At 73.2% G+C, this 16083-nt stretch carries 14 protein-coding genes; all 14 read left to right on the top strand.

The window, feature by feature from the left end; translation table 11 throughout:
* Nucleotides 1-13: 13 nt before the first annotated feature.
* On the top strand, nucleotides 14-1711 hold the full coding sequence (locus ABT034_RS02815) for a polyamine aminopropyltransferase (RefSeq protein WP_351210545.1): 1698 nt from the start codon (nucleotides 14-16) through the stop codon (nucleotides 1709-1711).
* 42 nt (nucleotides 1712-1753) lie between these two features.
* Nucleotides 1754-2755 (top strand): SRPBCC family protein, encoded by a 1002-nt coding sequence (locus tag ABT034_RS02810; protein ID WP_351210543.1) that lies wholly within the window; start codon nucleotides 1754-1756, stop codon nucleotides 2753-2755.
* Nucleotides 2756-2817: 62 nt separating this feature from the next.
* Nucleotides 2818-3603, top strand: coding sequence for an aldose epimerase family protein (locus ABT034_RS02805; RefSeq protein ID WP_351211376.1), 786 nt, complete (start codon nucleotides 2818-2820; stop codon nucleotides 3601-3603).
* A gap of 24 nt (nucleotides 3604-3627) precedes the next feature.
* Nucleotides 3628-4167 carry an orotate phosphoribosyltransferase gene (pyrE, locus tag ABT034_RS02800; RefSeq protein WP_015034616.1) on the top strand — a complete coding sequence of 180 codons (540 nt, stop codon included), beginning with the start codon at nucleotides 3628-3630 and terminating at the stop codon, nucleotides 4165-4167.
* A gap of 222 nt (nucleotides 4168-4389) precedes the next feature.
* A complete protein-coding gene (gene fbaA, locus ABT034_RS02795) occupies nucleotides 4390-5412 on the top strand; it encodes a class II fructose-bisphosphate aldolase (RefSeq protein WP_351210541.1) in 1023 nt (340 codons plus the stop codon).
* Between the two features lie 124 nt (nucleotides 5413-5536).
* A complete protein-coding gene (locus ABT034_RS02790) occupies nucleotides 5537-6997 on the top strand; it encodes an MFS transporter (protein WP_351210539.1) in 1461 nt (486 codons plus the stop codon).
* Nucleotides 6998-7012: 15 nt separating this feature from the next.
* A complete protein-coding gene (locus ABT034_RS02785; RefSeq protein WP_266893592.1) occupies nucleotides 7013-7426 on the top strand; it encodes a DUF3151 domain-containing protein in 414 nt (137 codons plus the stop codon).
* Between the two features lie 187 nt (nucleotides 7427-7613).
* Nucleotides 7614-8432 carry a DUF3152 domain-containing protein gene (locus tag ABT034_RS02780; protein WP_351210536.1) on the top strand — a complete coding sequence of 273 codons (819 nt, stop codon included), beginning with the start codon at nucleotides 7614-7616 and terminating at the stop codon, nucleotides 8430-8432.
* Nucleotides 8433-8556: 124 nt separating this feature from the next.
* Nucleotides 8557-9414 (top strand): tryptophan 2,3-dioxygenase, encoded by an 858-nt coding sequence (locus tag ABT034_RS02775; protein WP_351210534.1) that lies wholly within the window; start codon nucleotides 8557-8559, stop codon nucleotides 9412-9414.
* Nucleotides 9407-10705 (top strand): kynureninase, encoded by a 1299-nt coding sequence (gene kynU / locus ABT034_RS02770; RefSeq protein WP_502972786.1) that lies wholly within the window; start codon nucleotides 9407-9409, stop codon nucleotides 10703-10705. Before ABT034_RS02775 ends, kynU begins: the two co-directional genes overlap by 8 nt.
* A 103-nt stretch (nucleotides 10706-10808) precedes the next feature.
* The gene (locus ABT034_RS02765; RefSeq protein ID WP_351210532.1) at nucleotides 10809-11678 is read left to right on the top strand and encodes an alpha/beta hydrolase; all 870 of its coding nucleotides are present in this window, start codon (nucleotides 10809-10811) and stop codon (nucleotides 11676-11678) included.
* A 90-nt stretch (nucleotides 11679-11768) separates the two neighbouring features.
* Nucleotides 11769-14000 (top strand): FG-GAP repeat domain-containing protein, encoded by a 2232-nt coding sequence (locus ABT034_RS02760; RefSeq protein ID WP_351210530.1) that lies wholly within the window; start codon nucleotides 11769-11771, stop codon nucleotides 13998-14000.
* Nucleotides 14001-14077: 77 nt separating this feature from the next.
* Nucleotides 14078-15400 carry a sensor histidine kinase gene (locus ABT034_RS02755; RefSeq protein ID WP_351210528.1) on the top strand — a complete coding sequence of 441 codons (1323 nt, stop codon included), beginning with the start codon at nucleotides 14078-14080 and terminating at the stop codon, nucleotides 15398-15400.
* Nucleotides 15397-16059 (top strand): response regulator, encoded by a 663-nt coding sequence (locus ABT034_RS02750; RefSeq protein ID WP_351210526.1) that lies wholly within the window; start codon nucleotides 15397-15399, stop codon nucleotides 16057-16059. The genes ABT034_RS02755 and ABT034_RS02750 overlap by 4 nt, the downstream gene beginning before the upstream one ends.
* Nucleotides 16060-16083: the final 24 nt, after the last annotated feature.

Below are 16083 nucleotides of genomic sequence, written 5' to 3'. Positions count from 1 at the left end.
TAGCGTTACGGCCATGATCGAGCCGACCGTGACCATGCCACCCAAGAGGGTGCGGCGGGCGCCCGTGCGGCGGCCCGAGCCGCCGCGCGGGACCGCCGGTGCGGTCGCGGCGGTACGGTTCCCGGTCCTCGCGGTCGTCTTCGTCTGCGCCGCCTGCGGCCTGGTCTACGAGCTCGAACTGGTCGCGCTCGCCTCCTACTTGATCGGCGACTCGGTCACCCAGGCTTCCGTCGTGCTCTCCGTGATGGTCTTCGCCATGGGCGTGGGCTCGCTCCTCGCCAAGCGGCTGCGCTGCCGCGCCGCCGTCGGCTTCGGCCTGGTCGAGGCCGGGCTCGCGCTCGTCGGCGGCTGCTCGGCGATGGTGCTGTACGCGGCCTTCGCCTGGCTCGGCGAATCGCGGTACGTGGTGGTGGCGTTCTCGCTCGCCGTCGGGGTGCTCATCGGCGCGGAGATCCCGCTCCTGATGGCGCTGATACAGCGGTCCGCCGGGCAGCCGTCCGGACGCTCCGGGCGGCAGGCCCCGACCCGTGAGCAGGACGACGCCGCCGGGACGGTCGCCGACCTCTTCGCCGCCGACTACGTCGGCGCGCTGGTCGGCGGCCTCGCCTTCCCCTTCCTGCTGCTGCCCTGGCTCGGCCAGCTCACCGGCGCCCTCGTCACCGGCGCGGTCAACGCGGTGGCGGGCGGCGGCCTCGTCCTGTGGGTGTTCCGCCGCGACCTCACCACCCGCTCCCGAGCGCTCCTCGTCGCCGTGAACGTGTCGGTCCTCGCCGTCCTCGCCACGGCGACCGTCCTCGTCGACGACTTCGAACAGGCGGCGCGCCGGGCCGTGTACGGCGAGCGGGTCCGGGTCGCCGTCCAGACCGAGCTCCAGGAAGTGGTCGTCACGGGAGGCCTTGACGGACCGCCCGACCTCTTCCTCGACGGACGCCTCCGGGTCTCCGGGGAGGACGAGTACCGCTACCACGAGGCGCTCGTCCACCCGGCGATGAACGGCGCGCACACGCGCGTGCTCATCGTCGGCGGCGGGGACGGCATGGCCGCCCGCGAGGTGCTGCGCTACCCCGGGGCCCGCTCCGTCACCGTCGTCGAACTCGACCCGGGCGTCGTCCGCCTCGCCCGTACGGACCCGGCGCTCGCCCGGCTGAACGCGCAGGCGTTCCGCGACCCCCGCGTCCGGGTGGTCCACGCGGACGCCTTCCACTGGCTCAGGGGCGCCACCGCGCTTGTGCAGGAACGGTACGACGTGGTGATCTCCGACCTGCCCGACCCCGGGATCACCCCCAGCACCAAGTTGTACGCGCAGGAGTTCTACGGCCTCGTGGCCCGGGTCCTCACCCGCACCGGACGCTTCGCCGTCCACGCCGGGTCCGTCACCGACCGCCCCCGTACCTACTGGACCGTGGACGCCACCCTGCGCGCGGCCGGCTTCGCGACCCGCCCGTACAGCGCGAGCGGCCGCACCCCGGGCTTCGCCGCGGGCCCCGACCGCGCCGACCGCGCCGGCGACACGGGACGGGGGCCCGACGACTGGGGCTTCCTCCTGGCCGTCCCGGGCAGCCGCCCGCCGGCCCTCGGCCTCGCCGCCGACGCGCCCCGGCTGCGCTCGCTCGGCGGGGTCACCCTGGACGCGGCGGCCCGCCGCGCCGAGCGGGGGCGGGTCGCGGAGCTGCCCCCGTCGACCCTGGTGCATCCGAGGTACGGCGGCTGACGGAGGCGACGGGGCGCCCCGGCCTGAGTAGGCTCGGTTTCCATGGAGCATGAGGTGTTCGTCCCGGTCCCGGCCGAGGTTCTGCGCGCGACGCTCACGGACCCGGGCCGGGTGGTGCGCTGCGTACCCGGCTTCCAGCGCGACGCCGACGCGGAGGCGGGCCCCCTCACGGGCCGGCTCAAGGTACGGGTCGGCGGCCACACCATCACCTACCGGGGCGCCCTGGAGGTCGTCGAGCGCGACGGCGCCCTCACCTACGAGGGCCAGGGTGCCGAGGCCCGGGGCAAGGGCACGGCGGAACTGGCCCTGACCGTCGTCCTCACCCCGCTGGCCGAGGGCACGAGCCTGAGCTTCACCGGCACCCTGACGGCGACCGGCCGACTCGCCGAGGCGACGGACGAGGCACGAGCCACGGCGGGCACACGGCTGCTGGACCGGTTCGCGGAGGCCTTGGCCGCCGTGGCGGGGCAGCCGGAGGCGGTGGAGGAGCCGGGGCCGGAGACGGTGGGGGCGCCGGAGCCGGTGGAGGCACCGGAGCCGGGGGAGGAGCCGGGGGAGCCGACCCCTGAAGCGCCCGAAAAGCCCGCCGCCCCGCCCGCCTCCGAGCCCGCCGCCTCGCCCGCCGCCTCGCCCGCCTCCGAGCCAGCCGCCTCCGAGCCTTCCGGCACCGCCGAGCCCGCCTCCGAGCCCGACACCGACGACGACGGTGTCGACGACGGGGTCGAGGAGCCCCGGCGGGATTCCGGACTCGACGGGCCCGCCCCCCCGTCCCCCCTCGACCCCCTCCTGGGCGAGGACTTCGGCGACACCCCCCTCGCCTTCCCCGTCCCGCAGCCCGCCGCCGAGGCCGCCCACGCCCGCCGGACGATGATCGGGCGGAGCGCCGAGGAGGTCGACCACGCCCCGCCGCGCGGCCGGTACGCCCCCATGCCCGCCCCCGAGGCGTCGAGCGCCGGTGCCACGCTGCGCTGGATCGCGCCGGCCGCGGCCCTCGCGCTCGCCTCCGCCGTCGTCGTCGGCCGGGCACTGCGCCGGCGCCGCTGAAACCTGCCCGGCAAGGGTCGGTCACGTTCGAGGCGTCGCACGATTAGGGTCGGAGCGTGAGCATGCAGACGCGACTGACGGCGGGCGACGCCGAGTTGACCATCAGCCCCGAGAACGGCTGCCGGATCGAGAGCCTGCGCCTCGGCGGCACCGAGGTGCTGCGCCAGGGCGAGCGGTACGGGAGCTTCCCGATGGTTCCCTGGTGCGGGCGGACCGAGAACGGCCGCTTCCGCAACGGCGTGACCACCCATGAACTGCCGGTCGACGCGGGTCCGCACGCCATCCACGGCACCGTCCGCGAGGTCGCCTGGAAGACCGTCAGGACCTCCGCCACCGAGGCCGTCTTCACCTGCGAGCTCGGGGACCCGTGGCCGTACAAGGGCACGGTGACCCAGGTCTTCGAGCTGGCCGAGGACTCCCTCACCCTGCGCTTCGGGGTGGAGACCTACGACGCCTCCTTCCCGGCCCAGGCCGGCTGGCACCCCTGGTTCCTGCGCAACCTCGGCGGCGGCGGTCAGGACGTGCGGATCGGCTTCACCCCCGCCTGGCAGGAGGAGCGCGGCGACAACCACCTCCCCACCGGGCGCAGGATCGATCCCCTGCCCGGCCCCTGGGACGACTGCTTCGGCATGCCCGACGGCGTCGACGTCACCCTCACCTGGCCGGAGGAGCTGGAGCTCAAGGTCACCAGCCGCGCCGAGTGGGTCGTGATCTACGACGAGCCCGCGGAAGCCGTCTGCGTCGAGCCGCAGTCCGGCCCGCCGAACGGCCTCAACACCCACCCGCGCCTGGTCACCCCGATCGACCCGCTGGAGGTCGAGAGCACCTGGAGCTGGCGGCGCCTCTGACCAGTGCCCTCTAAGCTCAGGGGCATGACTGACGTACGCGCTGAGCTGCTCCAGCAGATCAAGGACAAGGCCGTGGTGCACGGCAAGGTGACCCTCTCCTCGGGTCTGGAAGCCGACTACTACATCGACCTGCGCCGGATCACGCTGGACGGCGAGGCCGCGCCGATGGTGGGCCAGGTCATGCTCGACCTCACCGCCGACCTGGACTTCGACTGTGTCGGCGGTCTGACCCTGGGCGCCGACCCGGTCGCGACCTCGATGCTGCACGCCTCCGCCGCGCGCGGGCAGCGCCTGGACGCCTTCGTCGTACGGAAGGCGCAGAAGGCACACGGGATGCAGCGCCGGATCGAGGGCACGGACGTCAAGGGCCGTCGCTGCCTCGTCGTCGAGGACACCTCGACCACCGGCGGTTCGCCGCTGACCGCGGTCGAGGCCGTCCGTGAGGCCGGCGGCGAGGTCGTCGCCGTGGCCACGATCGTCGACCGGGGCGCCGCCGACGCCATCGCGGGGGCGGGTCTGACGTACCTCACCGGCTACCAGCTGGCCGATCTCGACCTGGCGTAACCGGCGCGAAGTCGTGACCTAGGTCCCGGACTCCGGTGGTAACTGTCCTGACCTGCGTTTTTGCCGAGGGGCGGAGTGTTTCACGTGAAACACTCCGCCCCTTCGTCTGCCATGCCCGTGGGAGCCCGGACAAGAGTCTGGAAGGATGGGCGTCGACGATGACGTCGCCCCCAGGTCAGGGACAGCAACGCACACACCCCGCACATCACAAGGAGCGGACGAATGCCCATCGCAACCCCCGAGGTCTACAACGAGATGCTCGACCGGGCGAAGGCAGGCAAGTTCGCCTACCCGGCCATCAACGTGACCTCGTCCCAGACCCTGCACGCTGCTCTGCGCGGCTTCGCGGAGGCCGAGAGCGACGGCATCATCCAGATCTCGACCGGCGGAGCCGAGTTCCTGGGCGGCCAGTACAACAAGGACATGGTCACGGGCGCCGTTGCCCTGGCCGAGTTCGCGCACATCGTCGCCGCGAAGTACGACATCACGGTCGCGCTGCACACCGACCACTGCCCGAAGGACAAGCTGGACGGCTACGTCCGTCCGCTGCTCGAGGTCTCCGCCGAGCGCGTCAAGGCCGGTCGCGACCCGCTGTTCCAGTCGCACATGTGGGACGGCTCCGCCGAGACCCTGGCCGACAACCTGGCCATCGGCCAGGAGCTGCTCGCCAAGGCCGCCGCCGCCAAGATCATCCTTGAGGTCGAGATCACCCCGACCGGCGGCGAGGAGGACGGTGTCAGCCACGAGATCAACGACGAGCTGTACACCACCGTCGACGACGCCCTCCGCACCGCCGAGGCGCTCGGCCTGGGCGAGAAGGGCCGCTACCTGCTCGCCGCCTCGTTCGGCAACGTGCACGGCGTCTACAAGCCGGGCAACGTCGTGCTCCGCCCCGAGCTCCTCAAGGACCTCCAGGCGGGCGTGGCCGAGAAGTACGGCAAGGCCTCCCCGTTCGACTTCGTCTTCCACGGCGGCTCGGGCTCCACGGCCGAGGAGATCGCGACCGCGCTCGAGAACGGCGTCGTGAAGATGAACCTCGACACCGACACGCAGTACGCGTTCACGCGTCCGGTGGCGAACCACATGTTCAAGAACTACGACGGTGTCCTGAAGGTCGACGGCGAGGTCGGCGTCAAGTCGACCTACGACCCGCGCACCTGGGGCAAGCTGGCCGAGGCCGGCATGGCCGTCCGCGTGACCGAGGCGTGCGCGGCGCTGCGCTCGACCGGCACCAAGCTGAAGTAAGCGGCACCGAGCAGCGCAGGGCCCGGCACCTCCCGAGGTGCCGGGCCCTCGTGCGTGGCCCCCCGGGGGGGGCGAATGCCCGCAACGGATGCACGGGGCCGCCCCCGCGAGGACGATGGCAGGCATGGACATCCGGATGAGCTCGGGGACCGGACGGTGGATCGTCTTCACGACCGTCCTCGGGTCCGGGATGGCGCTGCTCGACTCCACTGTCGTCAATGTCGCCCTGCCGCACATCGGCGAGGACCTCGACGCCGATCTCGGCGCGCTGCAATGGACGGTCAACGCCTACATGCTGACGCTCGCCGGGCTGATCCTGCTCGGCGGGGCGCTCGGTGACCGGTACGGGCGGCGCCGGGTCTTCGTCATCGGGGTGGTGTGGTTCGCGCTCGCCTCGCTGCTGTGCGGGCTCGCGCCGAACGCCGGAGTGCTGATCGCCGCCCGCGCCCTCCAGGGCGTGGGCGGGGCACTGCTCACACCGGGGTCGCTCGCGCTGATCCAGGCCAGTTTCCACGAGGACGACCGGGCGAAGGCGGTCGGGCTCTGGTCGGGTTTCGGCGGGGTGGGCGCGGCGATCGGGCCGTTCGTGGGCGGCTGGCTGGTGGACGGGCCCGGCTGGCGGTGGGTGTTCCTGCTGAACGTGCCGCTCGCCGTCCTCTGCGTACCGGTCGCCCTGCGGCACGTGCCGGAGTCGCGGGACGAGACCGCGCGCGGCCGGTTCGACGTCCTCGGGGCGGTCCTGGGTGCGGCGGCGCTCGCGTTCGTGACGTACGCGCTGATCGGAGCGGCCTGGTGGGCGGGGGCGGCCGGGGTCGCCGTCGGGGCTTGGTTCGTGGTGGTGGAGCGGCGGCGCGGAGGGTCCGCGATGGTGCCGCCGTCGATCTTCGCGTCGCGGATCTTCACGGCGGTCAACCTGGTCACCCTCTGTGTGTACGCGGCGTTCGGCGGCTTCTTCTTCCTTGCGGCCCTCCAGCTCCAGGTGGTCTCCGGCTACTCGGCCCTCGCCGCCGGTACGGCCCTGCTGCCGACGACCGTACTGATGCTGCTGCTCTCGGCGAAGTCCGGGGAGCTGGGGGAGCGGATCGGGCCCCGGATCCCGCTGACGGTCGGGCCGCTGCTGTGCGCCGCGGGCATGCTCCTGATGCTCCGGGTCGGTGCGGACGCCTCGTACGTACGGGATGTGCTGCCCGCCCTCCTTGTGCTCGGGCTCGGTATGACGGCCCTGGTCGCCCCGCTGACCGCGACCGTGCTCGCCTCGGTGGACGTGGCGAGGGCGGGCCTCGCGAGCGGCATCAACAACGCGGCGGCGCGGGCGGCCGGGCTGCTCGCGGTGGCGGCGCTGCCGATGCTGGCCGGGATGGGCCCGGAGGCGTACCGCTCGGCGGGGGAGTTCGGGGAGACGTTCCGGCGGGCGATGCCGATGTGCGCGGGGATCCTGGTGGCGGGCGCGGTGCTCGCCTGGACGACGATGCGCACCCCGGCGGCGCGGGCGGACTGCCACCCGGGGTGCAAGGTGCACTGCGGGGTGACGTCACCGCCGCTGGAACCGGGGGAGCGGGAGCCGCGTGCGGGGGCTCCCGACTGAGGCAGACTGGGGCCCATGGCCATGCATGAGAACCTCCTGGGGGGACCCGCCCCCACCCATCTGCCCGACGACCCGGGTCCGCGCGAGCTGCTCGCGAACGGTACGGCTCCGGCGGACGTCGCCGCGAAGTACCCGACCTCCTCGCTCGCCTGGGCCCAGCTCGCCGACGACGCGTACGAGCGCGGCTCGGTCGTCGAGTCGTACGCCTACGCCCGTACCGGCTACCACCGCGGCCTCGACGCGCTGCGCCGCAACGGCTGGAAGGGCCACGGCCCGGTGCCGTGGGAGCACGAGCCGAACCGGGGCTTCCTGCGCGCGCTGCACTCGCTCGCCCGCGCGGCCGGCGAGATCGGTGAGAAGGACGAGTACGAGCGCTGCACGACCTTCCTGCGGGACTCCTCGGAGACCGCGGCGGAGACGCTCGGCTGACGTTTCCCCCCTGCCCGCCGGACACTCTTTTCCCCGTTGCGGGGAAAGGGTGTTCGACCGGGTCGGTACGATCCCCTGGGGGACCGCAGTAGTCAACGGGGGGAAGTCTGTCGTGGGCAAACGTGCCGCATCCGCAGGACGGCGACGAACGCCGAGCCGGCGGAGGGGCAGGGACAGACGCGGCCCCGTGCGCCGGCTCGCGCTGCCGACCCTGGTCCTGATGACGGTCGCGCTCGGTGCGGGCGTCGCCCTCGCCCACTTCAACGGCCCCGGAACGGACGACTCGGCGGCTCCGCCGCCCGCGACCGCCCCGGCCCCCGCGACCGGCTCCCCGGCCCCGGTGACGGCCGCCCCGGCCCCCAAGGCCACGACGGCGAAGCCGAAGCCCAGGCCGACGCCGACGCCGAAGCCGAAGCCCACCCCGAAGAAGACCACGGTGCCGCAGTCCGGCGCCGGGACCTTCACCACCGCGCAGGCCTCGGGCGAGGCGGTCGGTGACAGCGGTGTCCTGCGCCGCTACCGGGTGCAGGTCGAGGACGGCGTCGACCTCTCGGCGCGCGAGACGGCCGCCGAGATCCAGCGGATCCTGGCGCATCCGCGCGGCTGGGCCGCGCACGGCCGGGGCCGCTTCCAGCTGGTCTCGGAGAACGCCGACTTCGTCATCCGGATCGCGACCCCGGACACGGCCGACGCCCTCTGCGCCCGGCAGGGCCTCAACACCCGCGGCGAGCTGAACTGCGAGACCACCGACGGTGTCGTGGTGAACCTCAAGCGCTGGATGCTCGGCTCGCCCACCTTCGCCGGGCCGCCCGCCGAGTACCGGCATCTGATCATCAACCACGAGGTCGGGCACGAGATAGGCATCCGGCAGCACATGGGCTGCGGCGGCCCGGGCAAGCTCGCACCGGCGATGATGCAGCAGATCAAGGGCCTGGACGGCTGTCGATCGAACGCTTTTCCGTATGACGAAGACGGGAACTACATCACCGGCCCGATCGTGTCATGATGCGGTTGGGACGGCACGCGACGAAGCGCGCCTCCCGAGGGGACCGGGGCTCCCGTGCCGCACGGAACGACGCGGACACGGTGGAGCAGACCGCTACCCGGTAGTTCGTACCGAGGAGACAGCAATGTCACTCTTCCCGGGTTCTCCCGATTCCGGAGCCGGTTCGGTCGCCGACGACCCGAACCTCGACTTCGCCGGCACGACGCCGTACGAGGACTACGTCCAGGCGGACGTCCTCACCCACCTCCAGCACCTCCGCTCGGACGACCCGGGCGAGATGGTCTTCCTGGTCACCACCCAGGTCATGGAGCTGTGGTTCACGGTCATCGTCCACGAGTGGGAGACCGCGAGCCGCGCCCTGCGCGAGGACCGCGTCCCCGTCGCGATGGACGCCCTCAAGCGCTCCGTGCGCGAGCTCGAGGCCCTCAACCACTCCTGGCGGCCCCTCGCCCAGCTCACCCCCGCCCAGTTCAACGCCTACCGGTCCGCGCTCGGCGAGGGCTCCGGCTTCCAGTCCGCGATGTACCGGCGGATGGAGTTCCTGCTCGGCGAGAAGTCCGCGTCCATGCTCGTCCCGCACCGGGGCGCGCCCCGCGTCCACGCCGAGCTGGAGAAGGCGCTCCAGGAGCCGAGCCTGTACGACGAGGTGCTCGCGTTCCTGGGCCGACGCGGCCTGCCCGTGCCGGCCGCGGTCCTCGGACGCGACCTGTCGCAGCGGTACGAGCCGTCCCCCGAGGTCGAGGCCGTCTGGGCCGGGATCTACACGGACGCCGACCAGAACGGCGAGCTCGTCCGGCTCGGCGAGGCCCTCAGCGACGTCGCAGAACTGGTCTGGCGCTGGCGCAACGACCATCTGGTGGCGACCCGCCGGGCGATGGGCGCGAAGACCGGCACCGGCGGTTCGGCCGGTGTGGCCTGGCTGGAGAAGCGGGCCCAGAAGAACGTGTTCCCCGAGCTGTGGACGGCGCGCAGCCATGTCTGACCGCCTCGACGACGCTCTCGTCGACCGTAGTGAGGGCCGGCTCAACGGCCGGCTCAAGGACCGTCTCAAGGACCGGCTCAAGGACCGCCGCGTGGATCGCCTCAAGGACCAGGCCCTGGCGCTCGACGCGGCCGACGGCCTCGCGCGGCACCGCGAGAAGTTCGCCCTCGACGCGGAGACCGTCTACCTCGACGGCAACTCCCTCGGCGCGCTGCCCGCCCACGTCCCCGCCCGCATGGCCGACGTCATCACGCGTGAGTGGGGCGAGCTGCGCATCCGGTCCTGGGACGAGTCCGGCTGGTGGACCGCGCCCGAGCGGATCGGCGACCGGATCGCGCCGATCGTCGGCGCGGCCCCCGGGCAGATCGTGGTCGGCGACTCGACCAGCGTGAACGTCTTCAAGGCGGTCGTCGCGGCGGCCCGCCTGAGCGACGACCACCGGGACGAGATCCTCGTCGACGCGACGACCTTTCCCACGGACGGGTACATCGCCCAGTCGGCCGCCCGGATGACGGGTCACCGGATCGTGGCGTGCGACCCGGCCGGAATGGCGGACGCGGTGAGCGAGCGCACGGCACTCGCGCTCGTCAACCACGTCGACTTCCGCACCGGCCGCCTCCAGGACCTGCCCGGCATCACGGCCGCGCTGCACGCGGCGGGCGCGCTCGCCGTCTGGGACCTGTGCCACAGCGCGGGCGCCCTGCCCGTCGGCCTGGACGCGCACGGGGTCGACCTGGCCGTCGGCTGCACGTACAAGTACCTGAACGGCGGGCCCGGTTCGCCGGCCTACCTGTACGTCGCCGAACGCCACCAGGGCGCCTTCGACTCGCCGCTCCCCGGCTGGAACTCGCACGCCGACCCGTTCGCCATGACCCCCGGGTACGAGGCGGCCGCGGGCGCCGTACGGGGCCGGGTCGGCACCCCCGACATCCTCTCCCTGCTGGCCCTCGAAGCGTCGCTCGACGTCTGGGACGGGGTCGCGATCGAGGACGTACGGGCCAAGTCCCTGGCGCTCACGGACTTCTTCCTTGAGTGCGTGCGGGCGTACGTACCGGAGGGCCGCGTCCGCTCCGTGACGCCGGAGGCGCACGAGGAGCGCGGCAGCCAGACCGCGCTGAGCTGTGAGAACGCGCCGGCCGTCATGGCGGAGCTGATCCGGCGCGGAGTCGTGGGCGACCTGCGCAGGCCGGACGTGCTGCGGTTCGGCTTCACGCCGCTGTACGTCGGGTTCGAGGACGCCGAACGAGCGGCCCGGACCCTCGCGGAAGTCCTGGCCGACCTCCCCGCCTGAGGTCGTACCGTCTGATCATCGCCCGATCGGCGGGGGCCGTACGCCTGGTACGGTCCCCGCAGGTCAGGCCAATTCGGCCTCGTATCCGAGAGGTTGGAACAACATGCCGGACCCCGCCGCGCGCGGTGCCGCCGAAGAGGCGTCCGCGTTCTCGCACCCGGCCGTCGCCCCCGACGCCTCCGCCGCGTACGGCGAGCACCCGGACCAGGTGATCGACTTCTACGCGCCGCGCGGCGGGGCGACCCGGGCGCCGCTCGTCGTCGCCCTGCACGGCGGCGCCTGGCGGGCCCCGTACGACCGCCGGCACCTGACGCCGTTCGTGGACTTCCTGGCCCGCCGGGGCTTCGCCGTGGCGAACGTCGAATACCGGCGCGGCAGCGACATCCCCCGGCGGGGCGGCGCGGCCCCGGCCGCCGGGCGCTGGCCGGAGACCTTCGACGACGTGGCCGCCGCGCTCGACGCGGTCCCGGCCCTGGCCGCCGCGCACCTGCCGGGGGCCGACACCGGCCGGATCGTGCTCACCGGGCACTCGGCGGGCGGCCAGCTCGCCCTCTGGGCCGCCGCCCGGCACGTGCTGCCGCCCGGCTCCCCGTGGCGCCTGCCCGCCCCGCCCCCGCTGCGCGGGGTCGTCGCCCTCGCCCCGATCGCCCACTTCGGGCGGGCCGTCGAACTGGGCGTCTGCGGCGGCGCGGTCACCGAACTGCTCGGCGGCCCGGCCACGTACGAGGAGCGGGCCGCGTACACCGACCCCTCCGCCCTGCTCCCGACCGGGATCGCGACGACGGTCGTACAGGGGCGGGAGGACCTGGACGTGCCGTACGGCGTGGCCGACGCGTACGCGGAGGCGGCGGCGTGCGCGGGCGAGACGGTGGGCCTGACGCTCCTCGAAGGGGTCGGCCACTTCCCCCTGATCGACCCGTCGGCGGACGCGTGCGCGGTCGTCGCGGAGGAACTCACGCAACTGGCCTGGTGAGGGCGGACGTCCCGTACAACCCTTCGAACCGGTCACGGGTCTCATCGGGCACGGCACTCCCGTGCCCGGTTCCTTTCGTGGGGGTTCACCTTGCAGTTCCGCTCCACCCGTCTTGCCCTGGCCGTCACCGCCGTCCTCGCGGCCACGGCCGTCGGCGCCGGCACGCTGGCCACCGCCCCGGTGGCCTTCGCGGCCACCGCGGCCCCGGCCGACCAGGTCGCCGCCGCCCTTCCCGTCTTCCCCGAGGGCTCCCAGCTCGCGGGCGTGGGCGCCACCGGTTTCCTCACCTACTCTTTCGACCGGTCCGGGAACAAGACCCTGCTCTGGACCCCGTTCGACGGGGGGACCGCCACGCGGCTCCAGGCGCCCGAGGGCGGCGGCGTCACCGTGGTGGGCAGCGACGTGGCCGTCATCCGTGAGGCCGGCGGGGACGCCGGGACACGGTCGTTCACCCTGCGGAACATGGCCGACCCGTCCGCCCCGGTCGTGGACATCGACCTCGGCGCGCTGAACGGGACCTACGTCGTCGTGCTGAGCCCGACGAGCGTCCTCGCGCAGCTGACGAAGGAGGACGGCACGGCGGAACTGCACGTCGTGACCAAGAACGGCACCACGACGACCAGCCGCAAGGTCTCGGGCCTGCCGGCGGACGCCACCGAGTTCACCGGCTCGACGGTGCGCGACGGCTCCGTCCTCGTGGGGTACGCGACGGGCTCCGAGTCCGCGCGGACCGGGGGCCGGGCCCTGGTCGACGTCGCGGCCGGAACGGTCTCCGAGACGTACTCCGCCGCCGAGTCCGGGTACGACTTCACCAGCCTGATGTTCTCCGGCTCGCACGTGGCCTGGCTCGACTACGCGGTCGGCACCGGGCTGTACGTCACATCCGTCGACCGTGGCACGGGTGAGGAGAGGAAGACCGTCCTGGGCAGCCGCTCCGACGAGTGGTACGCCGAACTCGTGGGCGGCTGGGTGGTGTACGGCGGTCCCGAGACGCCCCTCAGGGCCGTCTCCCTGACCACAGGCGAGACCCGCCACCTCCTCGACCGCGTGTCCGGCACGGCCGGCTCGGGCGACGGCAGCGCGGTGGTGAGCGGCAGCAGGGCCGCCGACGGCGACGGACTGTTCCGCGTCGCGGCCGCCGCGGACGGCACCCCGACGGTCACCAAGGTGGCGGAGACGGGCAAGGTGGTCATCCCGCTGGAGATCGACCAGACGCACGTCCCCGAGGTGGCGGAACTCGGTAAGACGAGCGCCGGCGTCACCCTGGGCTGGAGGCTGTCGCGCGCCGACGCCTCCGTGGACGTCACGCTCACCCACATCGCCACCGGCACGGAGTTCACGAAGCGCCTGACGGACCCCGAGAGCGGCACCCTGTTCTCCTTCACGTGGGACGGCGTCATCGAGGAGGTGGACGCCGCGGGCGTGGTCCGGTCCGTGGACGCGCCGAACGGCAAGTACGCCGTCGAGGCCGAGGCGACGCTGCGCGACGGCTCCGGCGAGCCCGCCTACCAGGGCGCGTTCCTGAACATCGTCCGCGCGTACAACCCGCACGACTTCAACAACAACGGCTCCACCGACGTCCTGGCCCGGGACGCCGGCGGTGTGCTGTTCCGCGACGACCTGCGGAACCATCCGTGCGAAGGCCGGGTCGTGACCTCCAAGTCCACCCGTATCGGCGGGGGCTGGGGGGTGTACAAGCAGATCGAGGCCGTCGGCAACGTCGGCGGCGCCGCCACCGGCGATGTGGTCGCGGTCGACGGCTCCGGCGTGCAGTGGCTCTACCTGGGCAAGGGCGACGGCACGTTCGCCCCCCGGATGAACGTCGGCTCCGGATGGCAGGCCTACAACAAGACCGCCGGGGGCTCGGACCTCGACGGCGACGGCCGTCCCGACCTGGTGGGCGCGGACGCCGCCGGCTCCCTGTGGTTCTACAAGGGCACCGGCAGCTACGCGAAGCCGTACGCCACCCGCGTCCGGGTCGGCGGCGGCTGGCAGGCCTACAACCAGCTCACCGCCGTCGGGAACATCGCCGGTACGGCCGCCGGGGACCTGGTCGCGCGCGACACCGCCGGCATCCTCTGGCTGCACCAGGGCGACGGCCGCGGCGGCTTCGCGCCCCGGGTGCGGATCGGCGGCGGCTGGAACGCGTTCACCCAGCTGGTCGGCGCCGGTGACCTCGACGGCGACGGGCGCCCGGACATGATCGCGTACGCGCCGGGCGGCACGTACGTCTACCGCTCGACGGGCTCGGCCTCCAGCCCCTTCACCCGGCAGGAGACGGACCTGTACGCGCTCCGGAGCGCCTACAACAGCGTCGCCTGAGGACCGGCTAGTCCTCAAGAGGGACCCGGAAGGATCCGCATCCAGCGGGACGACCGGGTCCCCGCACCCCCCGTACCGTGGTCGGCGTGACCCAGACACAGCCCACCGAGACGAGCCGCAGCCCCGAGTTCCGCCTGGTGCAGGTGGCCCTCGGGGGGCTGCGCCAGGAACTCTTCCACGACGCCTTCGCCTACCGCCCGCTGCCGCGCATGGACGTGAACGGCGGCGTCGGCCGCCGCTTTCCGAAGCGGATACGCCCCTACATCGGCCTGCTTCCGCACGCGACCGTCGCCTTCTGCGCCTTCGTGGTCTTCCTGATCGGGACCGACCGGATCGACGGCGGCGTCGGTCTGACGGCCTTCGTGTTCGCCTGTGTCCCGGCCGCGATCGTGCTCGCCACCCTCATCAGGCCCGTCTTCGCCTACTGGGCCTCGCTCGCTTCGACGCCCTTCCTCGCGTTCCTCGGCGGCTACTGGGGCGGCTGGCCGTGGACGGACAACGCGTTCGCCGCCCACGTGGTCGTCCTCACCGTCGTCGCCGCCCGCACCGGCCCCCGTACCGCCGGATGGATGTGGGCCGGGACGGCGGGCTACGCCCTCTTCGCCGAGATGTTCCTCGGCGTGGGGCACGGCTCCGACTCGATGCCGCTCCTGTTCGTCGCGGCCCTCGCGCTGCTCGCCGTCACCGTGGTCCAGGTCCGCCGCCAGGCCACCCGCGAGGTGACCGCGCAGCAGTCCGTGACCGCCGAGGAGCGGTCCAAGCGGACCGTCCTGGAGGAGCGCACCACCATCGCCCGCGAGTTGCACGACGTCGTCGCCCACCACATGTCGGTGGTCGCGATCCAGGCGGAGGCCGCCCCCTACCGGGTGGAGAACCCGCCGCCCGAGCTCGAACAGGCCTTCCTCACGATCCGCGAGAACGCCGTCGCCGCGCTGACCGAGCTGCGCCGCATCCTCGGAGTCGTACGCGCCGAGGACTACGAGGCCCCCGACGCCCCGCAGCCGACCCTCGGCGACCTCGACACCCTCGTCCGCAACGTCACCGAGGCCGGGCTCGTCGTCGAGAAGACGGTCACCGGCGCGGTACGGGAGCTGCCGCAGGGCGTGGAGCTCTCGGCGTACCGGATCGTCCAGGAAGCCCTGTCGAACGTCCTGCGGCACGCGCCGGGCGCGGCGGCGAAGGTCGAGGTCAGCTATGTCCTCGGCGGTCTCGGGTTGCGGATCGCCAACGGCCCCGCGCGCGGGCTCGTGAAGCCCTCGCCGGGCGCCGGGCACGGCATCACCGGCATGCGGGAGCGGGTGACGATGCTGGGCGGCGAGATGACCGCGGAGGAGACCGGGGACGGCGGCTACGAGGTGGCTGCGTTCATCCCGGTGAGCCGTGAGGAGACCGCGCAGTGATCCGCGTACTGATCGTCGACGACCAGATCATGGTCCGCGAGGGCTTCTCGGTGCTGCTCGGCGCGATGCCGGACATCGAGGTCGTCGGGGAGGCCGTCAACGGCCGGGAGGCCGTCGCGCAGGTCGCGGCCCTCCACCCGGACGTGGTCCTCATGGACATCCGCATGCCGGAGCTGAACGGCATCGACGCCACCCGGGAGATCGTCGCCGCCGACGCGGACGCGAAGGTGCTCGTCCTGACCACCTTCGACCTGGACGAGTACGTGTACCAAGCGCTGCGCGCCGGCGCCTCCGGCTTCCTGCTCAAGGACGCCTCGGCCCGGCAGCTCGCGGAGGGCGTACGGGTCGTCGCGGCCGGCGAGGCCCTGCTGGCGCCGACCGTCACGAGGCGGCTGATCACCGAGTTCGCGAAGGCGCCGGGGAGCTCCCCGCGGCCGCCGGCGATGGCGCGGATCGGGGAGCTGACGGAGCGGGAGACGGAGGTCCTCGTCCTGATCGCCCAGGGCCTGTCGAACGCCGAGATCGCCGAGCATCTCGTCGTCGCCGAGTCCACGATCAAGACGCATGTGAGCCGGATCCTGGTGAAGCTGGCGCTGCGGGACCGGACGCAGGCGGCGGTGTTCGCGTACGAGGCGGGTCTGGTGCGGGTCGGGGGCTAGGGCCTGTCCAAGGGGTAGCGTCCG

The sequence above is a fragment of the Streptomyces sp. NPDC002773 genome (assembly GCF_040295605.1).
Classification (GTDB): Bacteria; Actinomycetota; Actinomycetes; order Streptomycetales; family Streptomycetaceae; genus Streptomyces.
The sequence above is the reverse complement of the archived record's forward strand: the minus strand, read 5'-3'. Positions and strand labels throughout refer to the sequence as shown.